This is a genomic window from Mesorhizobium sp. 43Arga, assembly GCF_053714255.1.
In genome coordinates, this window is the sequence record NZ_JBSKBO010000022.1 from 14,943 (window position 1) to 39,204 (window position 24,262).

Sequence of the window (24,262 nt, forward strand, 5' to 3'; positions counted from 1 at the left end):
TGGTGCTCCCCTTAGCCAGCCAAGCCCAGCCAGCGACTGCTTTAAATCGAATGCTAGGCGTTGGGCAGCGCCTTCGGTATTCCTAGGCGCAATAATCATCCACGGTGGAACCAAAGCAGAATGGCGAGGATTGTAGTCGATGGCCCGAAATGAGAAGCGCCTGAAGCTGATTGTCGGTATCGGGGCTTCTGCCGGTGGCCTCGAAGCGTTCAGGGGGTTCTTTGCCCACTTGCCGCCAGACAGCGGCATGGCCTTTGTCCTGGTACAGCATCTTTCCCCCGAGCATGAGAGCATACTGACCGAAATTCTAACGCGGATCGCACCGATCACGGTTGTCGAAGCCAAGCACGGCATGCGGGTAGAGGCCAACCGCGTGCATGTGATCCCTCCCGACGCCACGTTGACTATAGAAGGGGGCCGGCTTTTCATTGTGAAACCGGCTCCGCCTCGCTCGAGCCGTCGGCCGATTGACAGTTTTTTCTCCTCGCTCGCGAAAGACCAGGCCGACAACGCTGTTTCAATCGTTCTTTCGGGCGTCGGCAGCGATGGGTCTATCGGACTTGCTGCGGTAAAGGAAAGTGGCGGGCTGACGATCGCCCAGGCGGAATTCGATCACCAGGTCATGGCGGGGATGCCCCAGAGCGCGGCCGCCACTGGTCACGTTGATTATGTGCTGCCGGTCGAACAGATGCCGGCGAAGTTGATCGAATACCGCGATCATCTGGCGCTTGTTGCGGACCGGAAAGACGACGAAGGTACGCGAACCGACGCGGCAGAGCACCTGGCGTCCGTTCTCTCCCTTTTGCGAGCGAAGACCGGGCACGATTTCGCAAAGTACAAAACCAAGACGGTGACACGCCGCATCCAGCGCCGCATGCAAGTCCTGCAGGCGGGTACCGTCCCTGCCTATATCAAGCTTCTTCGGGACGATCCTGCCGAGCCAGGGCTGCTCTTCCGCGATCTGCTGATCGGCGTGACCGAGTTCTTCCGCGATGCACAGGCGTTCCAGGGTTTGGCAGCGGCCGTCGCCGTCTTCCTTGAACGAGGTGGCGCCAACTCCACTTTCAGAGTGTGGGTGCCGGCCTGCTCAACAGGCGAAGAGGTCTATAGCCTCGCCATCGTCCTTCGCGAACTCATCGAGGCGCGCGGGGCAAGCCTCGATGTACAGATTTTTGGCACCGACATCGATGACCGTGCGATCGAGTTTGCTCGGGCGGGGCGCTATGCCCGGACCGCCGGGATTTCCCCCGAGCGTCTTCAGCGCTGGTTTTTTGAAGTCGATGGTGAATTTTGCCCAATTCGGCAGATACGCAGCATGTGTGTCTTCTCAGTCCACAACGTGACGAAGGACCCGCCATTCTCCAAGCTCGACCTAATCTCGTGTCGAAATCTTATGATTTACATGGACAGCGAGTTGCAGGACCGAGTCTTGCGGGCGTTTCATTATGCCCTGAACGCAAGCGGCCTGCTCTTCCTCGGACTGTCCGAGGGCGTCAGTGGTCACGCCAACCTGTTTAAGCCTCTGGACAAGGCCGCTCACATTTTCCAACGACAGGACGCGGATGCGGCGTTCCCGACGATGCCAATGCCCACACCGGCGTCAGGCCCAAACCGCCTTGCGGGAGAACCGGGCCGCGGCTCAAGCGATCGCGTCGACCGGGCTGTCCGGGCGTCGCTGGCGAAACACTCGCCGGTGTTCCTTGTTGTGGACCGCCACAGCAATATCGTGCGGTATTCAGGAGGCGAGGTTTCTCGCTACCTTGAGCCCTCAGCCGGCGCTGCCAGCCTCAGCCTGCTTTCCAACCTGCGCAGGGACTTGCGGGTCGCGGTGCGTACGGCGCTAAAATCGGCGATTAAGACCGGGGAAGGGGTGGTCGATGACAATTTGGCCACGCTGACCGACGGCCAGCAGCAGTTGCTGAGCGTCATCGTCGAGCCGGTGCAGGATATCGGCGACGAAAGGCTCTACGTTGTCGCATTCAAAGAGGGCCGCACTACACCGCAAGAGCCCTCACTGGCGGCAGATGGCAGTTTCCGTAGCCCTGAAGCCATTGCCGCCGAGCAGGAGCTTCGAACGACCCGAGCCCAGTTGCAGGCGACGATCACCGATCTCGAAACCGCGAACGAAGAAATGAAGTCCGCGGCGGAGGAATACCAGTCGGTTAATGAGGAGTTGCAGTCGACCAATGAGGAACTGCAAACCTCGAAGGAAGAAATGCAGTCGATTAACGAAGAGTTGCAGACGGTCAACTCCGAGATGATGGCCAAGAACGATCTGTTATCGAACCTGAATAGCGATCTGCAGAACCTCTTGGACAGCACACAAATTGCGACAATCTTTCTTGATGAGAACCTTCGGATCAAGAATTTTACGCCGGGCATGGCCGATATATTCAGCCTGCGGGAGGGTGATCGCGGCCGGCCGGTGACGGATATCGTCAGCCTGCTCGCCTACGACGATCTTGTGCGTGACGTGGGCAAGGTCTTGCGCGAACTCACCGTGGTGGAGCGTGAACTTACTCTGCAGGACCGCGGCGCCTCCTTCGTCATGCGCATCCGACCCTACCGCAGTCTCGAGCGGATCATCGAAGGCGTGGTCATAACCTTTGTCGACGTCACGGCGCGCAAAGAGGCCGAACGCGCCAAGGGCATCAGTGAGCGCCGCTTCAGCGCGATCGTCAACCAAGCCGCAGTTGGTGTGGCCGAAACCGATCTGGACGGCCGATTTCTGCTGACCAACGCAGCTTTGGAGAAGCTGGCCGACCGGTCTCCGGAAGATTTGCAGCGTCTCAGCTGGCAAGAGCTCATCAATCCTGAAGACCGCGAGGCTGTCGTGGAGCAGTTCGAGAAGGCGGTCCGCGAAGGACAGCCTTTCGAAGCCGAGTATCGCCTGTTGCGCCGGACTGGCTCGACCGTGTGGGTGCACGATGCTGTCTCGGTTCTGAGCGACAATGATAACGGCGCCAATCGCATTATCTCCGTCACCCTGGAGATCGACAACCGGAAACGGGCCGAAGAACAGGCCGGTCTGTTGTTGGGCGAGCTCGATCACCGTGTAAAGAACATCCTGGCGATCGTATCCTCGATTGTCTCCCAGACCCTTGCAGCGAACCCGTCGCCGGAGGCTTTCGCTCGGACGATCAAAGGCCGGATCGCAGCGATCAGCCGGGCTCACAGTCTTCTTACCACGACGCCCGGGGCATCTGGCGCTGGCACTTTGCGCGATATAATCGACACCGAACTTGCGCCGTACCAGGGTCGGAAAGTTCGAGCCGTTGGCCCCGACTTCGTGCTAACCCCAAAAGCTGGCCTTGCTGTGGCGATGGCCATTCACGAACTGGCAAGCAACGCTGCGAAGTACGGGTCGTTATCCGCACCCGACGGCGAACTTGAGGTCTTGTGGGAGATAACGGACAGGCCCCGGACTCTGCGGTTGAGCTGGACCGAGAGCGGCGGTCCTCGTGTTTTAGAGCCGCCGTCGCGCCGCGGATTTGGCTCGGTATTGATCGAACGCGCGCTCGCGCACGAGTTCGACGCAAAGGTGATCCAGAATTTTGCCGAGACCGGGCTGACATGCAACATCGAAGTGCCATTTACTTCGGCAGTCGGGGAACTACGAATGCAACGCGGTTGAGACTTTAATGACCATTGAGCGCAGTCGAGAACGACACCGGGTGCTGGTTGTCGAGGACGAGTTCACGATCGTCCTGACAATCGAAGATGTGTTACTCGACCTCGGTCTTCAGATTGTGGGTCCTGCTGCAAGGTTGGATGTCGCCCTCGACCTGGCCAGAAGCGCCGAGATTGAAGCGGCTGTTCTGGATATCAATATCCGTGGTGGCAATTCTTATACGGTAGCCGATATTCTGGCCGAACGCGGCATTCCGTTTCTCTTCTGCAGCGGCTACAGCGAATGGGCGCTGGAAGAGCGGCATCGCCACCGTCCGCGCTTGTCTAAGCCCTTTAGTCCAACTGAGCTGCAGAATCATCTGCTCGGACTTTTAAGCATGCGGCCACACCAATAGTCGGACTAGACGGTTTCGGCCGAGCAGTGTTTATGCAGGCATTCAGCGGGAGATGCCGCCATGGCCAGACGAGAGATTATCGCAATCGGCGGCTCGGCCGGGTCGATCGACGTTATCCGGCAGATCTGTCGTCAGCTGCCGGCGAACCTGGAAGCCTCGGCCTTAGTCGCGGTGCACGTGGCGACCAATAATCCTAACTTGCTTGCCGGCATTCTGGATAGCGAAGGACCACTCCCCGCGAGCACCGCGGTCGACGGCGAACCGCTCCAGACAGGCCGCATCTATGTGGCCCCAGCTGATCGCCATCTGGTTATTGACGGTCGGATCGTCCGCTTGGGCCGCGGTCCGCGTGAAAACATGGCACGGCCGGCGATCGATCCCCTGTTTCGATCGGCCGGCGTCAGTGCCGGGTCCAAGGCAATTGGCGTCCTTCTATCCGGGATGTTGAACGATGGTGCCTCTGGTCTGGCCGATCTCAAGCGATGCGGAGGGGTGACAGTGGTGCAGAACCCCGCTGACGCCATCGAAAGCGAGATGCCGCGCACGGCGCTTTTGGTCAGCGACGTCGATTATCGCGCGCCCGCCGGGGATCTTTCTATTCTCTTGACTCGCCTCATTCAGGAAGAGCCAGGTCCGGTGTTTGCTCCGCCCGAAGATATAACACTGGAGGTGACGATCGCCATGGGCCGGCCTTCCGACACCCCGACTATCGCGGAGATCGCTGACCCGGTGCCTCTGGCGTGTCCGGGGTGCGGCGGGACGTTGTCGCAGCTCAGGCGCTCACCGCTTCGCTTTCGCTGTCAAGTGGGCCATGGCTATACCGCCGAAGCATTGGCATATGAGCAGGAGGGCTCCGTAGACGAGGCGTTGCGTATTGCGCTCCGGGTGATCGGCGAGCGAGCACTCCTTATGGATAAGATGGCTCTTGACGCGGTCCGGGCTGGAAGGACTGCCATCGCCGGGACTTTTGAAGAGCGTGCTCAAGAGTACAAACAAGCCTCCGCTGTATTGCGAGGAGCAGTACTTAAATAGCGCTGTCTGGTTCAGCTTCACGCGCCAAACTGCCATTATCAGCCAGCTTTTGCGTCAACTCCGCTGGCAGTTCGTCATTAGCGTTGGCCGCCTGCGTCGACATCCAAGCGGGCGCCCGTCGGGCTGCGATTTGCGAGCTCGACACACCGAGGAGCGGAAAGATACTTGTCGCAAGATATCATTCACTAAATCTCTGCACGTTGTGACGGCCGGAGATCCGAGCTATGCGCCCGCAAAAACGCCGAAAACGATGCGACAGGAGAGCTACTCGTCTGCTGGCGGTCAGAGAGACCCCACGGCCAAGCGGAACACGCTATCAGCCACGCACTCCGCTTGCAGTTCATCGCAGGTGCTAGGATGCCGAAGCGCCTGACGCCAAGGCGTTATCGGCGCCGGCACCAACTGCCGCATCTTGTTCAAAGAAACCGCCCGATTGAGCTAGCCTATTCCCGACGACGAGAAGAAATGACCGTCGCTGCCCAACCGGCGATGATGTCCCGTAATTTGCCGAACAGCCTTCCGTCGTCTTTGGTAGCTGCCCGGACTCTTACGGCGGCCCAACCGGCCTTCATGCTTGCGCCGACATGGCAATGGCAGACAATGGCGTGCAGCTGCCAATCCGCTAGCTCGAAGAAGCGTCTGGCTTCACCGTAGGTGGCACTTCTCAGTCCCTGCAAGCGCAAGATTGGATCTGCGAATGCGACGCTAAGCGGCGATTCTAGGCACTGCGCTTTGTCTCGTTCATCCAGGCTCATATATTCAGTGCCGGCCAGGGCACCGAGGGTCCGCTCGGGATCCTTCTCGAGGAGTGAAGCCCAGTGTTCCAGCCGTTGGCTCCGCGTCATCGCGGGGTAGTCTGCATCGATCTCCGCGATCGCGTGCAGCTCTTGAAGCGTTTGGTGTTTCATGGCCGTCTCCGTCCTAAGCCTGCTCTGCCTGCGGCGAATCGTGCGCAGGTGTGAGTGGCCTAATCGTCCCTATGCCGGTCGAACCATCACCCAGCCAGAAAGTTCCGGAGCCAGAAGAATTTGGCTGGGGCCACGTTGGATTGCATGGCCATTTTTCACTGGCGGTCGTGGAGGGGCTCCTGGCGGACCCCGCAAGTGTTGCTGACGATTTACAATCTTTGCCAGCGGCTTAGATTGGTCGGACGGGGCATTGCTTGGTGACGCGTTGACGGGCAAGCGTCGCCGCGACAAGGTCGTTCTGGTTGGCCACAAGCGGACGACTGGTTCCTTTTGATCTCTTCCGGAATTGCTGTCGATCTCGGCAACCTCATCGCGTGCAGGGCTGCACGCGCGGGTCGAACGTCGCCGTTAGGGTTAGGATGGCTTTCGCTCGCTCCGAGCGGCTGCTCGGTCCGAACTTTCGATTGAAGCCACCGCACCGTTGCTGAGGCTCATACGCGGCTGAACACCCCGCGCTTGGTAGGCTGGCCGTCACCTGTCGCAGGTGGCTCCCTCATTTGTTGGTGTTCCCGCTTTCCCTCGATCCGGAACCGGCCGTGCGCTCCGCCGAATATTTCGTGACCGGAATTGGGCTCCAAGTATTTCCGACAGTTGCGCCCATCCCTTTTTCTGGGTCTTGGAGGGCAAGGCGCGGAACATTCTCCACCGCCGGTTGTTCAGCCCTAAAGGAGCGCGCTCATGAGACGCCTGGCTTTGTTAGTTGTCGCAGGTCTCATCGCAGGATGCAGCGACAACGGCGTCGATAGCTCGAGGACGAACGCGGTAAGCAACCAGCCGCCAGACCAGAATCCGCAGGTCGATAAGGATCCAACCACAAAGTCGAGCACCGGTGGCGATCAGCAGGGCGTCCAGCCCGCTCAGCCTGCCGCGCCGCCGAAATAGGCAAGGGAAGAGGCATTGGCGGATAAAAAGATCGACAGCCGTAAATCCGGTCACGCGCCCGAGCGAGACGCTCAGGGCCAATCTGAGAAACATCACAAGGGCGGAAAAAACGACGGCGTGGTGAGCGCCGATCCTCGCGTCATATCGGGCAAGGACAATGGCGACGCTACCTTCCCGATAGACAAAACGGGGCAACGGCCTCAGCGACCTTGAGATTGCAGCCTTCCCCTATCGAGACGGCCTCATGTCACGGCTGCGCAAGGAGACAAAGCCGATGCCCCATTTTCGTTTCGAGACCTTCGTCGGCGATCAATCCAGTATCGTTGAGGAGGATCTAGCTAGCGCGGATCTAGCTAGCCCCAGGGCTGTCGAATTGGCCAAGGCAACTGCGAGCGCGGCACCAGCAGGCGCTGACCACTCCGGGTCCAGCGTTAAGGTCTTTGATGATGCCGGCTATCTGGTCGCGACCGTCAATTTCTCTGACGTGCTAAGGGAGGATGGTCCATCGGCCTCCCCCATTAACCCGCCTAAGGAGGAGCCGGAGTAATGCGCTCCGGGTGAGCCCCGGTCCCCGCGCTCAGAAAAAGGAAAAAAGATGCTCACCGCCTTCGCCCTCAATTGTTCGCTGAAAGCCTCGGATGACAAGGAGAAATCCTCCACCGACAAGCTTCTTGGCGACCTGCTCTCAGCGCTTCAATCCCATGGTGTGAAAAGCGAGACCTTCCGCGCCCTGGATCACGAGATCAAGCCCGGCGTGCTTTCCGACATGGGAAAGGGCGACGAATGGCCGAAGCTGCATAGGAAAATCCTCGCCGCGGATATCTTCATTCTCGGCAGCCGATCTGGCTCGGTCAGCCTTCGAGCGTCGCCAAACGGGTAATGGAACGGATGGATGCTTTTCTGGAGGAGACCGGCGACAAGGGCCGCATGCCCGCCGCCGGCAAGGTAGCCCTGGTTGCGATCGTCGGCAACGAGGATGGCGCGCATCACTGCCACGCCGAGTGCTATCAGGCGTTGAACGATGTCGGCTTCACGGTGCCCGCCAACGCAGGGGTGTATTGGGTGGGGGAGGCGATGGGCGACGTGAACTATGTCGACCTGCCGAAGACGCCAAAGAAGGTCGCCAAAGCGATCAAGATGGCGGCTTCCAATGCGGTTCATCTGGCGGGATTGTTGGCAGCCAACAATCATACGGGCGTCGCTGAAAGCTAGCGTCCCCTGCCTGCCGTTAACAAGTTTTCTCGAGGTTTTCATCCAATGACCCGCATCGAACAAGGCCGCTGCTTCTGCGGCAACATCTCGGCCGAATTTGTCGGAGAGCCATTCTGGATCTGCTTCGATCACGATGACGATTGCCGGCGGGCGATTGGGAGTCCGCTCACCATCTGGATCGGATATCGCCCGCAGGAAGTGAAATGGATGGGAGCGAACCCCAAGACGTTCTCCAAGACTGAAGGCGTGGTGCGATCGTTCTGCGAAGAATGCGGTACGTCCATCGGTTACGCCGACCAGGGCCTTCCGAACGAGTTTTATATCTCGATTGGATTCATGGATGCGCCGGAGAAGTTCGCGCCCCAAGCGCAGGCTTATTGGGAAATGCGTCTGCCCTTCATCGTCATGGACGATGGCCTGCCGCGCGTAGAAGGTTACACCCGCCGGCGCGACCCCTCTTTCGGCAACCCGCGTGACCGCCAGAATGCTTAATCGCGAAAGCGCCTGTCATCATACGTTTCCAGGTAATCGGAATGACGGGGCTCAGCGAGGTCCCGCATCTTTAGATAGGCAAAGGCAGAAACCGGCTTTCCACCGGCCAGAGGCTCAACGTCAATCCGCAGCCGCAAGTTGCCTGGTTCGCCGACCCTCTCAAGGCGGTCCAAGCCGCTCATTGCGCCATCCGCCACCCCGTAGAGCTCACCGGCGACATGGCATCCGATCCCGGGTTCGTTGAACATCATTGGCGCAAATCTCGGTCCTGCGATCAGCATCGGAAAACGGTCACGAGTCCGGTAGAGCCCGAGAAAGTTCGCACCCGCCAACCCTCTGTCGTGGAGGGGGAAGCCTTTCTTCAACGTGCCGAAGACAAATACTTTCTGCGCCATTGTATGACCTGGTTGTTGTCGCCCCGGTTTCGCGCCAAAGCCCTGCTTCTCAGCAAACGAAAGCGGGTCATAGTCAGTCGTCTTTCAGTTCTCGATTGGCTTGCTCATGCTTCCTCCGCGAGTGGCAAACAACGCGATGCGCCGCGGACCGGATATTGTTTTCACTCCTCGCTACCATCGCTCTTGCGTGTTGCGGTCCGGCAGGTCGATGCCGCAGCAAACCCAGCCAAGCCGCTGCGATGATCCATAGTTGTGTTGAGGCTCGAGCTCCGCCGGATTGTCAAAGGTCCCGACATGAAGTGCGACCTCATCCCGCGCGGCGTCATATGAGAGGGTAAGCGGAGTGCCGCAGGCCGGACAAAATCCTCTCTGTGCGATCGGCGAAGAGCGGCGAAGGGCGGGTTCTTCGGTCAACCATGACACGTTGGCGGCGGTCGTCCAGGCAAGCACAGCAAATGCGCTCCCAGTCGCGCGCCGGCACATATCGCAGTGGCAATAGTGAACGCGGGGATCGCCGGCCACGCGATAGCGGACCTTGCCACAAAGGCACCCGCCCGTTCGTTCGACGGGGGCAGTCTGGGCGCGGATCTCGGATGTCTCCATCAAGCTTGAACGCTTAGGGTCTTGCGTGGTTACGGACGGAACGCGTTGCATAACAAAACGTTGCTTCGGCTGCCGCCCGGGCTCGAATACCGAGGATCGAACTTTTGACTCTCGAACACCCCTCCGCCACGCGATCTTCCCTAGCGGGCTTGGCCTTGCGATGTCGGCTCCGGGTCTGACCTACGGACCGCTCGGCGATCACTGCGCTTTTCTTTGGGTCGACATGCAGAGATTGTTCGCCGAACCTTCGCAATGGGCGACACCCTGGATCACGCGGGTCCTTCCGAGAATTGTCAGCCTAGTCGAGCGGCACGCAGAGCGCACGATCTTCACGCACTCCATACCGGCCGAGAGACCCGGTCAGGGCGCCGGCACGTGGAAGCGCTATTAGGAGCGCTGGGCGTCGATGACGATCGACAATATCGGCCCGGAGATGATCGAATTGCTGCCGTCGCTCGCAGCATTCTGTCCAACCGCTGAAGCTCTCGACAAGCATGTCTATTCGCCTTGGCCGGAAGGCAGGCTCCTGGCTGTGCTTGCCGCCCGCCGGATTGACACCCTGGTGGTTACCGGCGGCACCAATGTCTGCGCCCTTGCCACGGTGCTGGGCGCGATCGATATCGGTTATCGCGTCTGGTGACCGATGCGCTTTGCAGCTCCTCGGATGCAACGCACGACGCACTGATGACGGTGTATCATCAGCGTTTTGCGCAGCAGGTGGAAACCGTGGCGATGGAGACGGTGCTTTCGGCCTGGAGTTGACGCTGATCGCACGCGCCTGTCAGGGTTCCAGGTCGATCAGCGCGACACCGAGGTCGGAGCACTTGGTGCGGCGCAGATATCCGAGTGATTCAACGACCGTGATTTCCAGTGTTCGGCCGTACGGAACCTTCGAGAAGATGCCCGCCGCGTAGGAACAAGCAAGGTCACTCTTGCCTGAGTTCCTGAATTTCTGGGAGCCATCCGGAACAATGCCGTCCGTCAGAGGTTAGCGCCAATAGCCAGCCAGCGATGGAGCCAGCCATGCCGGAAGTTTCTGCCTCAAGCATCGCCGGCCTCAGCCGCCGCAGTTTTTTGACGGCCACAGCTTCAGCTGCGGCTGCCGCGCCGTTGCTGGCAACTCCGGCGAAGGTTGAACCGTCGCCTGTCTCCACCGCCAACCCCAGACAACCCGTCACGATCTCGCTTCGGATCAACAAGCAGCCTTACGAGCTGTCACTCGATACGCGGACCAGCCTTCTGGATGCGCTTCGAGATCACGCAGGCCTGACCGGGACGAAAAAGGGGTGCGATCATGGCCAATGCGGCGCCTGCACCGTGCTGGTCGATGGCAAACGCGTTCTCTCGTGCCTCAGTTTTGCGGTGATGAACGAGGGCAAGGATGTGACGACGGTGGAGGGGCTCGCCTCAAGCGAGGGCAAACTGCACCCGATGCAGCAAGCCTTCATCGATCACGATGCCTTCCAGTGCGGTTACTGCACGCCGGGCCAGATCCTGTCGGCCATCGGCTGCGTGAATGAAGGCCACGCGCAGTCCGAAGACGACATCCGCGAACATATGAGCGGCAACATCTGCCGCTGCGCCGCCTATCCCAACATCGTTGCCGCCATTGTGCAGGCGCGCGACGAGACGAGGGGAGCCTGACATGCGCCCCTTCGTCTACGAACAGCCGACCGACATCTCCACCGCGGTCGCGTTGGCTTCTCGGTTCACGACCAATGACGATCAACCCACGCGAGCGAAGGCGCAGTTCATTGCCGGCGGCACCAATCTTGCCGATTATATGAAGCTCGGCGTTGCGGAGCCCGACCGGTTGCTGGACTTAAACCGCCTCAAGGATCCCGGGCTCCGGCAGATACTGGTGACCGACGATGGCCTCCGCTTCGGCGCCCTGGTGCGCATGGGCGAAGTCTCCGATCATGCCGAAGTCAAGCGCCGCTATCCGGTCATTGCCGACAGCCTGCGGCTGGCGGCAAGCGGCCAGATACGCAACATGGCGAGCCTCGCGGGCAACGTCTTGCAACGCACGCGCTGCGAATATTTTCGCGAGACGTCCTGGCCATGCAACAAGCGCGTCCCGGGCTCCGGCTGCGCCGCGATGGAAGGTTTCAATCGGCAGCACGCGGTGTTCGGGGCAAGCGACGCGTGTATCGCCACCTATCACGGCGACTTCGCCCAGGCGCTGATCGCCCTCGATGCCGTGGTCCATGCCGAAGGGTCGCGCGGCGGGCGAAAAATACCGCTCGCCAAGCTGCATCGCCGGCCCGGCGACACACCGCATATCGAGACTGATCTTGCCGCCGATGAGATCATCACCGCCATCGGCGTGCCCGCCATCCCATGGGCTCGGCGCTCCATGTACCTGAAGATTCGCGACCGGGAATCCTATGCCTTTGCCTTGGCCTCGGCGGCTGTTGCCCTTGATCTGGATGAAGGCGCCGTCCGCGAAGCGCGGATCGCGCTGGGCGGCCTCGCAACGGTGCCTTGGCGCGCCAGCAAGGCTGAAGATGCCCTGCAAGGAAAGAAGCTCGACGAGGACTCGGCCATGGCCGCGGCAGACGCCGCTTTTGCCGACGCCGTACCGCGCCAGCACAACGCATTCAAGATCGAGCTCGGAAAACAAACGCTGATCCGCGCGCTGCTTGAAACCCGCGACATGAAGGTGTGACCATGGACGCTGCCGCTCCCAAACCCAAGGAGAATATGGGCGAACCGCTGCCGCGCATCGATGCTCGGTTGAAAGTCACCGGGCAGGCGCATTACCCGGCCGATCTTCCCACCGCTAACGTCGCCTATGGCGCGCTGGCGACCAGCAGCATCGCCAAGGGCAAGGTGACGAGGCTGCATCTCGACGATGCCCGCGCGGTGCCCGGTCTGCTCGACATTGTCACCTATGGCGATATGGACAAGGTCGAAAAGCCGAAATTTGGAAACTCGGGCGCCACGTCGATCGGGCCATTGCATGACCGCACGATTTTCCACGATGGGCAGATCATCGCATTGGCAATCGCCGAGACCTTTGAGGCGGCTGAGGAGGCGGCGCAGTCGATCCTCGCCGAGTATGAGGTGGAGAAACCAACAGCGACTTTCGACAGCCCGGGCACGGCGACAATCCCCGCCGCCGGTAATAGTCCGCTGTTCAAGGAGGATGTGAAGGCCGGTGACTTCGAGACCGCCTATGCCAGCGCCGCTGTCAAGATCGACGAACGTTATTCGACGCCGACGCAGCACCACAACCCGATCGAGCTGTTCTCGACCACCGCCTTCTGGCAAGGCGACCAGCTCATCGTGCACGAGCCATCGCAAAACGTGACCGGCTGGAAGGTGGAGTTGGCCAGGCAATTGAAGATCGATCCGGCGAAGGTGCGCATCGTCAGCCCTTTCATTGGCGGAGCGTTCGGCTCCAAGGGACCGATGACGACGCGTACCGCAATCGTTGCCGTTGCGGCCAAACGGCTCGGTCGGCCGGTGCGTTGCGTGACAAGTCGCATGCAAGCCTTCGGCACTCAGACATACAGAGCCGAGACCCGGCATCGTATCCGGATCGGCGCCGGCAAGGACGGCCACATCACCGCCTTCGGGCATGAAGGCTGGGAGGTGACGTCGCGCCCAGATCCCTATGTCGTCGGCGGCACTTCTGCGACGGGTCGCATGTACGACTACGGCGCGGTGCTGACGCATGTCTCACTTGTTCAGGCGGATCGCAGTACGCCTGGCTACATGCGCTCACCCCCTGAAACGCCATACGTCTACGCGCTCGAAAACGCCATGGACGAAATGGCGGTGGCGCTCGGCATGGATCCGGTCGAGTTCCGCCGCATCAATGAACCGAAGACGGAGCCGATCGGAAAAAAACCCTTCTCCAGCCGCTCACTTATCCAGTGCTACGACCAAGCGGCTGAGGCCTTCGGTTGGAGCAAGCGGGATGCGACAGTCGGTGCGATGCGCGACGGCGACTGGCTGGTCGGCATGGGCTGCGCCACGGCAATCTATCCGACCGCGGTCGCGCCCTGTGCTGCGCGGGTGCGGCTCACCGTTGATGGAGACGTGCGCCTGCAATGCGGCTCGCATGAGATCGGCACCGGCGTTCGCACCGTGGCCGGACAGATGGCAGCGGAACGCCTCGGGGTGGGCATCGATCGGGTCAGCGTCGAAATGGGCGACAGCAACCTGCCTCCAGCGCCCGTGTCCGGCGGATCGATCTCCACCGCAAGCGTGTGTTCGGCAGTGCTCAAGGCCTGCGACGCGATCCGTGCCAAGCTCTATGCCTCTGCGACGGAAGAAGGCGGTCCGCTGGCCGGCTCGCACAATGAGGAATTTGACCTCGCAGACGGCAAGATCTTGGCAAAGGGCGGGGCGTCGGCGAAGGTCGCGGACGTCTTGAAGGCCATGCAGGTCGGCGCGATTGAGGAATATGCCGAGTTTGCGCCCAAGGGCGCGACACCCGAGGCGCTGAAGAAGCTTTATGCCGGGGAGCAGGAATTCCATGGGGGCGAAGAGGATGAGGATTCGGTGAAATACGCGTTCGGCGCCGAGTTCGTCGAAGTCCGCATCAACCGTTACACTAGGGAAATCCGCGTCCCGCGCATCGTCGGCGCCTTCGCGGCCGGCCGCATCATGAACACCCGCACCGCGCGCAGTCAGCTTATGGGCGGCATGATCTGGGGCATTGGCCAGGCGCTGCATGAAGCGACCGAAATCGACAGGCGTTACGCCCGCTACGTGAATCGCGACCTGCAAGACTATCTCGTGCCCGTCAATGCCGACATCAAGGATCTGCAGGTGATCCTGGTGCCGGAGGTCGACCATGCGGTCAACCCGGCGGGCGTCAAAGGTCTCGGCGAGCTCGGCAATGTCGGCACGGCCGCCGCCGTCGCTAGCGCTGTCTATCACGCGACGGGCAAGCGCATCCGCGACCTGCCGATCAGGATCGAGCAACTGATCGCTTGAGCTGCCCGACGTCGACCTTGTGTAAATATCTCTTCTGATAGGAGAGACCCATGTTTTATACTGGCATGTGATGCTGCCGAGCGTCCGTCCGCCCACTGATCTGGATGTATTTCCTCGCCAGGCGACGCAGCGGGACGGGCGCTCAGCCGACAGGACGGGGCCGCAATGCTTCGTCGCCGACCTTGGGTCCAAGAAATGCAGGCCGTCGGGCGCAAGACGATGTATTGCCTGCCTTCGACCCCGCAGGTGATCGGCGTGGTCTGGCCGCCGGGCTCGTGGCCGCATTGGCGGGACTTCTCTACCTGGGCTCGCTGCTCCCTATCGGCAACTCCGTCCTCTCCGTTGCGGTGCTGCTGGTTGGCCGCGCGCTCATGGGCGGTGCCGAGAGCTTCGTCATTACGGGCGCACAGAGCTGGGGACTTAATCTCGCGGGGCGCGAGGAGTCCGGCAAGGTGATCGGCTGGATCGGGACGGCGATGTATGTGGCGCTCGCCGCTGGCGCACCGGTTGGAAGCCTGCTGTTTGGCAGCCTCGGGTTCGTGGCGATCGGCATGGCAACGCTCGTCGTTCCCGCGCTGACGGCGGCAATCGTACTGCCCATGCCGGGCGTGATGCCCGCCGCGCAGAACCCCGGAGCCCTCGGCAAGGTCCTCATGGCCGTCACGCTGCCTGGCATTGGACTTGCCTTCGCAAGCCTTGCTTATGGGGCGATGACGGCGTTCGCGGTGCTGTATTTCACCGAGCGGGAATGGCATCCCGCCTGGCTTTCATTCACCGCCTTTGCCGGGGCTTTGATCCTCGCACGTTTGGCGTTTGGAAGCTTGCCGGATCGCATGGGCGGCGCGAACGCGGCGCTGGTGTTTGTCGTCGTGCAAGCGATTGGAATGGCAATGATGTGGGCATCACCCAATGCTCTTCTTGGCTTCGTGGGCGCGTTCATTGCCGGCTTCGGCTATGCCTTTGTCTATCCGGGTCTCGGGCGTGAAGCCGTGCGCCGCGCGCCTGCCGAGAGCCGGGGCCTTGCGATGGGCATCTACACCGCGTTCCTCGATGTCGCGCTTGGCATCCTCACGCCCTTGCTTGGACTTGTCGCCGGCGCCGCAGGCCTCGGTTCGATCTTTCTTGTGAGCGCCGTATTGGCGTTGGGAACGGTTCTCGTCGCCTTGCGCCTCCAAAGGTAAGGCAGCGACGTCAGTTTAGCCCTGCTGGATGATCGCTATCGCATTTTCGAGACCAGAAGCTTGCGATGTCGGTTTCGTTCGCCGCGGCCACACAAAGGCCAGCGGGGAAATAGCCGGTATCGATGACCTCCAACCGATTCACGACCTTGATGCGTATCTGAGATGTCGTCGCCATCCCTATGGAAGGGCCGGCATCTCCCCGTCGCCAACACGCCAGGTCCACGCACCGATCTCCGGCCGATCCGCAATCATGTCCTGCAGCGAAACCTCGAACGCTCCGTCCGCTCCGGCCGGAACGACAAAGAGAGCGACCGGCTCTCGCCTGTTCTGAAGCAAGGCGTTGGCGATCGGCTGGTCGGGTTGCAGGTCGTAGCGCAATCCCTTCACGCTCTTCTCGCGAAGACGGGCAAGCGCGTCGACGAGCCTCTTTTCTGGGACCGTCTCGTAAGGAATCCAGTTCTCGGACACGACCATCAACGCGATCTCCTCGACAATGGCGAGGCCGGCCGAATTCAGTCCGAACGTCGCGATTGCCATGAGATGTGAGCTCGAATCCGCTCCCCACAGCGACAATTCTCTCTCGAAGCGTACCTGCAAACGCCGATGCATTGCGTCGTCGATGATGAAGGGAAAACCGGGCAAATGCCTGATGACAAGTTTCTGACCCGATCGGGCGGACGTGATCTCCTTTACCTCGCCGACCAGGAGCAGCAATTTCCGCGGGCCGGATTTTGGCGGAAGTGCTGTGGCAAGAACCGCGTTGCGGCGCTGTTCGATCGCTTCCTTGTTCTCGGCCCGGAACGGCTCGGGGACGAACAGGATGTCCGCCAGGGCTCCGCCGCGCACCGTCATTTGCCCGGCCGCTTCGATGAGGTGCCAGCGGACATTCCACCAATGTCGCTTGCCGGCCCATCTGGATGTCCAGACCGTCAATTCGGCCTCGTGCCAGAGATAGTGAAGGAGGCCACGCAGCGACATCCTCTTGGGATCTCCGGCCACGCTGGCGGAGTTCTGGCCAGCAGGCGCGGACGCAGCCCGGTTTCCCGTCTTCGACAGGCTGAAATCCAGCTTCAGCGCCGCCATGTCGCTTTGTGGATCGAGCTGGATCGCGCTGCCCATCAAGGCGCCCAGACCCGACAGCTCGTAAGGCGATTCGTAAGAATCGCAGGAAGAATCGTGCCCGCCGCCGCTGAGCGGCATGCGCTTGATCAGATGAAGGTCGCCGATGCGGGCGACATACATCGGACAGCCCGGCTCGCGGCACAGGCAAAGTGGGCGCTCCCTGTTAACATAGGCGTTCGCCAGCGCCGCCTGCAGGTCAGGCGTTCCCTCCTCGTAGACCTCACTTCCAATTCGGAACCGTCGCATCCCCTCCGTAGCTCCAGGTCGCCGCCGCATCCCTGTGCGCACATTCAAGTCATGGCTTTGCGCTGAGCGCAACCCGTTTGATCGATCGGCGCCAGAGGGAGAGGGGAGCCGGGAGCAGTGCGGCCCGGCCGGCGCGGAGAGAGTGCCGGCGCCGGAGCTACTCACCTCTCGCGAAGGACATCTCCATGAACATCGTTTCGACCACATCGGCCGCTCTCCGGACGGCCGCTCCCCTCGGCGCGCCCACGCCCGCCGCCATCGACAGCGCCCAGGCGATCTTTCAGGCGGCAATGCTGCTTCTGCCTTTCCTCGAGCAGGGCAAGCCAGTCACCACCGCGACGCTCCGCACCGCCATGACGACAAGTTTTGGCGGCTCCGATGCGCAGGGGTTCTGGATCTGGAAAGACGCCTACGAGGCGCTCGAAGCGGCCCAGGTGGTGTTCTTGCGCCGGTTCGGACCAGCGATCCTGTCCCGGTCGGCCACGCCGCAAGCGACGCTGGCGATGATGAAGCGAATCGCCGACCTCGTTCCCAGCCATACGCGACGGTCGGACGAGAGCCACGCCATGCAGCAGCTGTCGACGCCGCTGCCGCTCGCCTTCGTCACCGCCCATGCCGCTGCAATCGCATCTTCAGACCTTGTTCTCGAACCCTCGGCCGGCACCGGCCTGCTCGCCGTACATGCCGAGATCGCGCGGGCTTCGCTCGTGCTCAACGAGCTTGCCGCGACGCGCGGCGATCTACTCGGCCTGATGTTCCGCGAGCCCCCGTTTCCCGGCACGATGCAGCCCATATCGACGATCATCTCGATGCGGCCATCGAGCCGTCCGTCGTGCTGATGAATCCGCCCTTCACGGTGGCCGCCTATGTTGACGGCCATGTCGCTGATGCCGCGTGGCGGCATCTCTCCTCCGCATTCGCGCGCCTGCGTCCAGGCGGCCGTCTTGTCGCCATCACCGGCACCGGCCTGTCTCCCGAAAACCCCAAATGGAGGCCAGCCTTCGAGCGGCTGCAGCAGCTGGGCGCCGTCGTTTTCACCGCGGCGATCGACGGCCGTGTCTATGCCCGCCATGGCACGACCGCCGAAACCCGCCTGACGATTATCGACAAGGTACCAGCCGCCGATCCGTCGCGTTTCGTCGCGTCGCCGGGCAGGACGCCCGACGTCGAGACGCTGCTCTCCTGGATCACGGATCTGCAGCCGCGGACAGCGTGCGGCTTTCCGGACTCGATCGGCGCTCTGTCGAACGGGATCCTGCGCAATGCCGCTATGCAGATGGCCACTCGATCCGCGGCGAGAGCCGCACCCATCACCGCCTCGGTTGCTGCCGTAAGAACCGTCCGGCCCGTGCGTCCGGTAGGCCGGGCAACGCCCAGCCGCCCGGCCGCTGCAAGCAGCGCCCCGGCCGTGGCCCTTGCCTATGATCTGCGCGACTGGATGGCCGAGCAAGGCGGCCGGCTCACCGACACGATCTACGAGCCCTATGTCCTTCAGTCGATCCACATTCCCCGTACAAAGCCGCACCCGACGCCACTTGTGCAGTCGGCCGCCATGGCCGCCGTCGCGCCGCCGAAGCCTTCCTATAGACCCCTACTGCCTGGCGCGATCGCCGACGAGGGCCTGCTGTCCGACGCCCAGATCGAAAGCGTGATTTATGCCGGGGAAGCGCATTCCGGCCATCTCGCCGGTACCTGGACCGTCGGCGAAACCTGCGACGTCGTCTCGGCCGCCCCCGAGGGTGCAGAGAATGCGGTCCGCTTCCGCCGCGGCTGGTTTTTGGGAGACGGAACCGGTTGCGGCAAGGGACGGCAGGTCGCCGGCATCATCCTGGACAACTGGCTGCAGGGCCGCCGCCGTGCGATCTGGATTTCCAAGTCCGACAAATTGCTGGAAGATGCCCAGCGCGACTGGTCTGCACTCGGCCAGGAGCGGCTCCTGATCCAGCCGCTCTCACGCTATCGGCAGGGCACGCCAATCCGGCTTGCCGAAGGCGTCCTCTTCACCACTTACGCGACGCTGCGCTCGCAGGAGCGCGAGGGCAAGAAGTCCCGCATCGCCCAGATCGTCGACTGGATCGGTAGGGATTTTGATGGCCTCATCGTCTTCGACGAGGCCCACGCCATGGCAAATGCCGCGGGCGGTAAGAGCGAGCGCGGTGACGTGGCTCCCTCGCAGCAGGGCAGGGCTGGCCTGCGTCTGCAGCACGCGCTTCCCGACGCCCGCGTCGTTTATGTCTCGGCGACCGGCGCCACCGCGGTCGAGAATCTCGCCTATGCTCAGCGCCTCGGCATCTGGGGCAGCGAGGATTTCCCGTTCGCCAACCGCGCCGAGTTCGTTGCGGCCATTGAGGACGGCGGTGTTGCCGCAATGGAGGTGCTGGCTCGCGATCTCAAGTCGCTCGGCCTCTATACGGCTCGTTCGCTTTCCTATGACGGTGTCGAATATGACCTGCTCGAGCACGAACTGACCCCGGAGCAGATCCGGATCTACAACGCCTATGCGGACGCCTTCCAGGTGATCCACAACAACCTCAACGCGGCGCTCGAGGCAGCCAACATCACCAGCGAGACCGGCACGCTGAACCGCAACGCAAAAGCGGCCGCGCGCTCAGCCTTCGAGAGCACCAAGCAGCGCTTCTTCAGCCATCTCATCACCTCGATGATGACGCCGACCTTGATCGGTGCGATCGAGCAGGACCGCGCCGACGGCCACGCCGCGGTCGTGCAGATCGTTTCCACGGGTGAGGCGCTGATGGAACGACGGCTGGCAGAGATCCCGACCGAGGAATGGTCGGACCTCCATGTCGACATCACACCGCGCGAGTATGTCGGCGGGTATTTGATGCATTCCTTCCCGACGCAGTTGTTCGAGGAGTATTCGGACGCTGATGGCAACGTCTATTCGCGGCCGGCGCATGATGTGGACGGCAATCCCGTCCAGTGCCGCGAGGCGGTGCGCCGGCGTGACGAGATGATCGAGCGGCTTGCGTCCCTGCCGCCGGTCGGCAGCGCGCTCGACCAGATCCTCCATCACTTCGGCACCGACACGGTCGCCGAGGTCACTGGCCGCTCGCGCCGCATCGTGAAGAAGACCGGCCGCGACGGCATCGACCGGCTTGCCGTCGAAAACCGGCCCGTTTCGGCCAATCTTGGCGAGACGCAAAGCTTCATGGACGACAACAAGGGCGTGCTGATCTTTTCTGACGCCGGCGGCACCGGGCGCTCCTACGACGCAGATCTCGGGGTGAAGAACCAGAGGTTGCGCCGGCTGGCGCGCCGACAACGCTATCCAGGGGCTCGGCCGGACCCATCGCACCAACCAGGCGCGGCCACCGCTCTTCCGGCCGATGGCCGCCAATGTCAAAGCCGGCAAACGCTTCCTGTCGACGATCGCACGACGGCTCGACACATTGGGCGCGATCACGCGCGGCCAGCGCCAGACGGGCGGGGCAGGGCTGTTCCGGTCCGAGGACAATCTCGAAAGTCCTTACGCTCGCTCGGCGCTGCGTCAGTTCTACATGCTGCTGCACCAGGGCAAGATCGAGGGCTGCTCGCTCACGACCTTCGAGACCGTGACCGGCCTGTCGCTGACCACCGACGAGGGTGGCCTGCGCGACGAACTGCCGCCGATCACGACCTGGCTTAACCGTCTGCTCGCACTGCGGATCGAAACCCAGAACCTGTTGTTCGAGGTGTTCGAGCAGTTGATGGCGGGAAGAATAGAGGGCGCCATCGCCGCCGGGAACTATGACAAGGGTCTGGAGACGATCACGGCGGAGAGCATCGTCGTAACCGATCGGCGAACCGTCTACACCCATCCTGTTTCGGGCGCCCAGTCGCATGTGCTGACCGTCGCGCGCAAGGACCGCATCGGGCCGCTCGGCCTGGTCGACGCGCTGGCCATCGTCCGAGCGGAGCCCCAATCGGTTCTGCTCGTCAACTCACGCTCGAGCCGCGCGGCGATACAGCTGCCGACGGCGAGCCTGATGCTCGACGATGGAACCGTCGAGCACCGCGTCCGTCTGCTGCGACCGACCGACGAGCTGCGCCTCGGCCAGGGCGCGCTTGCCGAAACGCACTGGCAGCCGGCTGGCCGAAAACTGTTCTGCGAGCTGTGGGAAGCCGAAGTGGAGGCCGTCCCGGAGTTCACAACCAGCACATTCCACATCGTCGCAGGGCTCCTCCTGCCGATCTGGCGGCGGTTGCCTGACGACGATTGCCGGGTTTACCGCATCCAGACCGATGCGGGGGAGCGCATCATCGGCCGTCACATTGCGCCGACCCATGTCGCGACCATGCTCCGCAATCTTGGGCTTGATCATGTTCCCTCGCTCGCACCGGAAGATGCCTGGACCGGGCTCGTGGAAGGCCGGATCGGCCTGCAACTCGCCGACGGCCTGATCCTGCGCCGCAGCCGCGTGATGCACGACTACCGTGTCGAGCTGATCGGCTTCACCGGAGCAATGGTGCCCCGGCTGAAGGCGCTCGGACTGATCTCCGAAATCATCGCCTGGAAGCTTCGGCTGTTCATCCCGACGGCCGCGCAAGGCCCGGCCCTCCTCGCCGCGTTGCTGGATCGCCATACGCTGGTCGGAGTCACCGACCGTGCTGCAGCGGCTTGAGCGGAGGCGATCATGAGCGGCTCGGCTTCCGAGCTGGCACACCGCCTCGGCGACCATGCCGAGGCGGTGTGCCGCGAATATCTCTCCAACGGCTATCGTTCGGGCAATCACTGGATCGTCGGCGATGTCCGCAACACGCGCGGCCGCTCCATGCATGTGCGGTTGAAGGCCAACGCGAAAGGACCAGCCGGGAAGTGGGTCGATGAAGCGAACGGGCAACATGGCGACCTGCTCGACGTCATCGAGCAGAGCTGTGGTCTGGTCGACTTCCGCGAGGTCGCCGATGAAGCACGTCGCTTTCTCTCCATGCCGCTGCCCCAGCCCCAGACTCGGGCCCATGGCGCGCAGGGCCAAACCACCGCGGCACGCGGCTCCCCCGATGCCGCGCGTCGCCTGTTCGCCATGTCACAGCCGATCGCCGGCACGCTCGCGGAACGCTATCTCGCTGGTCGCGGCATCGTGCTTTCCATAAGCGAGCGTGCCCTGCGCTTCCATCCCGGCTGCTATTACCGGGATCTCGTGACCGGCGAGACGCAGACGCTTCCTGCTTTGATTGCCGCTGTCACCAGCCTCGACGGGCGTATCACCGGCCTGCAGCGCACCTGGCTGGACGGGGCAGGCAACGGCAAGGCGCCGATCGCCGACCCGCGCCGCTCTCTCGGGAATCTGCTCGGCAACAGCATCTGGCTTGGCCTCCAGCCCGGTGCGCCCGTCCCGGTCATGGCCGCCGGCGAGGGTTTTGAGACGATGGCCTCGCTTCGGACGGTGATGCCGACGCTGCCGGTGGCCGCCGCCACCTCCGCCAATCACCTTGCCGGCCTCATCTTCCCGCCCGGCTGCAAGCGCCTTTATATCGCGGCCGACGCCGACGCAGCCGGCCGGCACGGCATCGAGCGTCTCAGCCAGCGCGCAGGCGCGGCCGGGGTCCTCACTCTGGAATTGCGACCGCGACTAGGCGACTTCAACGACGATCTACGGCATCTCGGGCCGACCCATCTCGCGGCATGGCTCAGCGATCAGCTCGTCCCGGAGGATGCCCGTCTCTTCCTGCCGCGCCGATGAACGCCTCGAGCCGTCAGGTGGACAGGGCCGACGTCACCGGAAGACCTATTGGCATGGCGACGGTCCGCCGGGAGAAGCCGCGCCCGCGGCCTGCCCGAGAGGCGACCCCTGCCACGCCCCCGTCACGGCCGCAACGGCTGCGCCGTCCTCCGCTTGCGCTTTGGCCTTCGGTGCGGCCGCGCCCGGTGCGTGGCCGGGGAGCGCTGTCAGGCCGCGACAGGCGCGGCCACAACCGACGGAGACACGCCATGACCTACGAGCTTCCTTTCGACGACGCGTACGAGCCCTACCACGCCTCCTCGCCGACCGACCGCGTCATCCTCGAACTGCAGATGTACGGGCATCGCCCGCATCAGGACGAGCCCGATCCTCGGCCTCTTCCCGACGACGAGGTGATCCGCGCCGGCCTCGCCGGGATCGTCGAGGCCTTCGCCGGCATGCTCGGCGACACCAGGCTCGAACCCGACCTCGACGACCTGCTCTGGTCCTTCGCAAACGTCTTCCATCGCGCCGCCGAGCGCGTCGCCCGCAGTCTCGACCGCAACGAGGAGGCGCAGCGTTCGAGCCAGGGCGAACAGGACGGCTCCGAAGTGAAGTCGGTCGAGCTGGAACGGCTCACGGCCGAGGGCATCACCTATATTGAGCGCCGCAACGTGCTGGAAATCATGCGCGACGAGGCCGCGGACCTTTACGAGGCGCAAACCGGATCGGCATGGCGGCCGCGCACCGGCTCCAAGGTCAGCCACCAGGCGATGACCGCTTCGGTGATCGACTCGCGCGATTTCCTCGCGGCACGCCGCCGCGCCGAGACCGAAGTGCTGGTGCCCGCCGGCACCAAGATCGCCTTCGCGGGAGGCCTCGATTGCAACGATCACGACCGGATCTGGGACGCACTCGACAAGGCCCGCGAGAAGCACTCGGACATGGTCCTGCTCCACGGCGGCAGCCCGCGCGGCGCCGAACGCATCGCGGCCTGCTGGGCCGAGAACCGCAAGGTCACGCAAATCGCCTTCAAGCCGGACTGGAACCGGCACGCCAAGGCCGCCCCGTTCCGCCGCAACGACCAACTCCTGTCGGTCGTGCCCTACGGCCTGATCGTCTTTCCCGGTTCCGGCATCACCGAGAATCTTGCCGACAAGGCCCGCCGCCTCGGCATCCCGGTCTGGCGTTTCGCGGAGGGCGGCGCGTGAAGCGCCGCTTTCATCGCAATCCGCACCACCGAACCGCGCGCGAAGCACCGCGCTCTCCGCCTCCACGGATCGTATCGACGCAGCGAAGCCTGCCGCCACGCAATGTGGTATTGCGTTCCGCGTTACATAGACGTATATACGTCCGCAGCACAGGAGCGCGCCATGGCCGTCACAGCCACGAGGAAGGAAACACCCGTCTCGATGCGGTTTCGCGACGATGATCTCACCATCATCGACCGCGGCGCGGAGCTGCTTGGCCTGTCGCGCACGGAGTTCATGC

Annotated in this window: 16 protein-coding genes and 3 pseudogenes; 14 read left to right on the plus strand and 5 right to left on the minus strand. The window is 62.7% G+C overall.

All coding sequences use genetic code 11. The annotated features are described in order from the left end of the window. Nucleotides 1–139 precede the first annotated feature (139 nt). From ACWGS8_RS33795 to ACWGS8_RS33805, 3 genes are read left to right on the plus strand one after another with little or no spacing between them, the layout of a single operon-like run. Nucleotides 140–3,634, plus strand: coding sequence for a chemotaxis protein CheB (locus ACWGS8_RS33795; protein WP_454584986.1), 3,495 nt, complete (start codon nucleotides 140–142; stop codon nucleotides 3,632–3,634). 7 nt (nucleotides 3,635–3,641) lie between these two features. Continuing rightward, nucleotides 3,642–4,025 (plus strand): response regulator, encoded by a 384-nt coding sequence (locus ACWGS8_RS33800; RefSeq protein ID WP_454584987.1) that lies wholly within the window; start codon nucleotides 3,642–3,644, stop codon nucleotides 4,023–4,025. Between the two features lie 60 nt (nucleotides 4,026–4,085). Further along, complete coding sequence (locus ACWGS8_RS33805) at nucleotides 4,086–5,057, plus strand: chemotaxis protein CheB (RefSeq protein WP_454584988.1); 972 nt, start codon at nucleotides 4,086–4,088, stop codon at nucleotides 5,055–5,057. Nucleotides 5,058–5,500: 443 nt separating this feature from the next. On the opposite strand, the gene ACWGS8_RS33810 is transcribed toward ACWGS8_RS33805, so the two are convergent. Together ACWGS8_RS33810 and ACWGS8_RS33815 are read right to left on the minus strand one after the other, a co-directional pair. Continuing rightward, entirely contained in the window at nucleotides 5,501–5,965 is a 465-nt protein-coding gene (locus ACWGS8_RS33810; RefSeq protein ID WP_454584989.1) for a hypothetical protein, read from the minus strand. Nucleotides 5,966–6,721: 756 nt separating this feature from the next. After that, nucleotides 6,722–7,102: a hypothetical protein gene (locus ACWGS8_RS33815; RefSeq protein ID WP_454584990.1), complete on the minus strand. Its 381-nt coding sequence runs from the start codon at nucleotides 7,100–7,102 to the stop codon at nucleotides 6,722–6,724. 49 nt (nucleotides 7,103–7,151) lie between these two features. Between ACWGS8_RS33815 and ACWGS8_RS33820 the strand changes: the two genes are divergently transcribed. From ACWGS8_RS33820 to ACWGS8_RS33830, 3 genes and pseudogenes are all read left to right on the plus strand, one after another. Then, the gene (locus tag ACWGS8_RS33820) at nucleotides 7,152–7,454 is read left to right on the plus strand and encodes a hypothetical protein (protein ID WP_454584991.1); all 303 of its coding nucleotides are present in this window, start codon (nucleotides 7,152–7,154) and stop codon (nucleotides 7,452–7,454) included. A 48-nt stretch (nucleotides 7,455–7,502) separates the two neighbouring features. Continuing rightward, nucleotides 7,503–8,119, plus strand: a pseudogene (locus ACWGS8_RS33825) (flavodoxin family protein). Nucleotides 8,120–8,164: 45 nt separating this feature from the next. Next, nucleotides 8,165–8,611 (plus strand): GFA family protein, encoded by a 447-nt coding sequence (locus tag ACWGS8_RS33830; RefSeq protein WP_454584992.1) that lies wholly within the window; start codon nucleotides 8,165–8,167, stop codon nucleotides 8,609–8,611. Here the strand turns inward: ACWGS8_RS33830 and ACWGS8_RS33835 are convergent. Beyond that, nucleotides 8,608–9,006: a gamma-glutamylcyclotransferase family protein gene (locus ACWGS8_RS33835; RefSeq protein WP_454584993.1), complete on the minus strand. Its 399-nt coding sequence runs from the start codon at nucleotides 9,004–9,006 to the stop codon at nucleotides 8,608–8,610. The two genes, ACWGS8_RS33830 and ACWGS8_RS33835, sit on opposite strands and share 4 nt — an antisense overlap. A gap of 171 nt (nucleotides 9,007–9,177) precedes the next feature. Beyond that, nucleotides 9,178–9,660: a GFA family protein gene (locus ACWGS8_RS33840; RefSeq protein WP_454584994.1), complete on the minus strand. Its 483-nt coding sequence runs from the start codon at nucleotides 9,658–9,660 to the stop codon at nucleotides 9,178–9,180. A 109-nt stretch (nucleotides 9,661–9,769) separates the two neighbouring features. On the opposite strand from ACWGS8_RS33840, the pseudogene ACWGS8_RS33845 reads away from it, so the two are divergent. From ACWGS8_RS33845 to ACWGS8_RS33865, 5 genes and pseudogenes are all read left to right on the plus strand, one after another. Next, nucleotides 9,770–10,371 (plus strand): annotated as a pseudogene (locus ACWGS8_RS33845) (cysteine hydrolase family protein). 249 nt (nucleotides 10,372–10,620) lie between these two features. After that, a complete protein-coding gene (locus ACWGS8_RS33850; RefSeq protein WP_454584995.1) occupies nucleotides 10,621–11,253 on the plus strand; it encodes a (2Fe-2S)-binding protein in 633 nt (210 codons plus the stop codon). Between the two features lies 1 nt (nucleotide 11,254). Next, nucleotides 11,255–12,277 (plus strand): FAD binding domain-containing protein, encoded by a 1,023-nt coding sequence (locus ACWGS8_RS33855; protein WP_454584996.1) that lies wholly within the window; start codon nucleotides 11,255–11,257, stop codon nucleotides 12,275–12,277. A 2-nt stretch (nucleotides 12,278–12,279) separates the two neighbouring features. Next, nucleotides 12,280–14,559 carry a xanthine dehydrogenase family protein molybdopterin-binding subunit gene (locus ACWGS8_RS33860; protein WP_454584997.1) on the plus strand — a complete coding sequence of 760 codons (2,280 nt, stop codon included), beginning with the start codon at nucleotides 12,280–12,282 and terminating at the stop codon, nucleotides 14,557–14,559. Between the two features lie 224 nt (nucleotides 14,560–14,783). Continuing rightward, entirely contained in the window at nucleotides 14,784–15,740 is a 957-nt protein-coding gene (locus tag ACWGS8_RS33865; RefSeq protein WP_454584998.1) for an MFS transporter, read from the plus strand. 177 nt (nucleotides 15,741–15,917) lie between these two features. Here the strand turns inward: ACWGS8_RS33865 and ACWGS8_RS33870 are convergent, their stop codons facing one another. Further along, the gene (locus ACWGS8_RS33870; protein ID WP_454585001.1) at nucleotides 15,918–17,108 is read right to left on the minus strand and encodes a DUF1173 domain-containing protein; all 1,191 of its coding nucleotides are present in this window, start codon (nucleotides 17,106–17,108) and stop codon (nucleotides 15,918–15,920) included. A gap of 185 nt (nucleotides 17,109–17,293) precedes the next feature. On the opposite strand from ACWGS8_RS33870, the pseudogene ACWGS8_RS33875 reads away from it, so the two are divergent. From ACWGS8_RS33875 to ACWGS8_RS33885, 3 genes and pseudogenes are all read left to right on the plus strand, one after another. Further along, nucleotides 17,294–21,730 (plus strand): annotated as a pseudogene (locus ACWGS8_RS33875) (strawberry notch-like NTP hydrolase domain-containing protein). 12 nt (nucleotides 21,731–21,742) lie between these two features. Continuing rightward, complete coding sequence (locus ACWGS8_RS33880) at nucleotides 21,743–22,792, plus strand: DUF7146 domain-containing protein (protein ID WP_454584999.1); 1,050 nt, start codon at nucleotides 21,743–21,745, stop codon at nucleotides 22,790–22,792. Nucleotides 22,793–23,040: 248 nt separating this feature from the next. Beyond that, nucleotides 23,041–23,982: a DUF2493 domain-containing protein gene (locus ACWGS8_RS33885; RefSeq protein ID WP_454585000.1), complete on the plus strand. Its 942-nt coding sequence runs from the start codon at nucleotides 23,041–23,043 to the stop codon at nucleotides 23,980–23,982. Nucleotides 23,983–24,262 lie beyond the last annotated feature (280 nt).

Bases quoted from the DNA above. Each gene is read 5' to 3' on its own strand.
- ACWGS8_RS33795 (WP_454584986.1), top strand. From the start codon at position 140: ATGGCCCGAAATGAGAAGCGCCTGAAGCTGATTGTCGGTATCGGGGCT.
- ACWGS8_RS33800 (WP_454584987.1), top strand. From the start codon at position 3,642: ATGACCATTGAGCGCAGTCGAGAACGACACCGGGTGCTGGTTGTCGAG.
- ACWGS8_RS33805 (WP_454584988.1), top strand. From the start codon at position 4,086: ATGGCCAGACGAGAGATTATCGCAATCGGCGGCTCGGCCGGGTCGATC.
- ACWGS8_RS33810 (WP_454584989.1), bottom strand. From the start codon at position 5,965: ATGAAACACCAAACGCTTCAAGAGCTGCACGCGATCGCGGAGATCGAT.
- ACWGS8_RS33820 (WP_454584991.1), top strand. From the start codon at position 7,152: ATGTCACGGCTGCGCAAGGAGACAAAGCCGATGCCCCATTTTCGTTTC.
- ACWGS8_RS33830 (WP_454584992.1), top strand. From the start codon at position 8,165: ATGACCCGCATCGAACAAGGCCGCTGCTTCTGCGGCAACATCTCGGCC.
- ACWGS8_RS33835 (WP_454584993.1), bottom strand. From the start codon at position 9,006: ATGGCGCAGAAAGTATTTGTCTTCGGCACGTTGAAGAAAGGCTTCCCC.
- ACWGS8_RS33840 (WP_454584994.1), bottom strand. From the start codon at position 9,660: ATGCAACGCGTTCCGTCCGTAACCACGCAAGACCCTAAGCGTTCAAGC.
- ACWGS8_RS33850 (WP_454584995.1), top strand. From the start codon at position 10,621: ATGGAGCCAGCCATGCCGGAAGTTTCTGCCTCAAGCATCGCCGGCCTC.
- ACWGS8_RS33855 (WP_454584996.1), top strand. From the start codon at position 11,255: ATGCGCCCCTTCGTCTACGAACAGCCGACCGACATCTCCACCGCGGTC.
- ACWGS8_RS33860 (WP_454584997.1), top strand. From the start codon at position 12,280: ATGGACGCTGCCGCTCCCAAACCCAAGGAGAATATGGGCGAACCGCTG.
- ACWGS8_RS33870 (WP_454585001.1), bottom strand. From the start codon at position 17,108: ATGCGACGGTTCCGAATTGGAAGTGAGGTCTACGAGGAGGGAACGCCT.
- ACWGS8_RS33880 (WP_454584999.1), top strand. From the start codon at position 21,743: ATGAGCGGCTCGGCTTCCGAGCTGGCACACCGCCTCGGCGACCATGCC.
- ACWGS8_RS33885 (WP_454585000.1), top strand. From the start codon at position 23,041: ATGACCTACGAGCTTCCTTTCGACGACGCGTACGAGCCCTACCACGCC.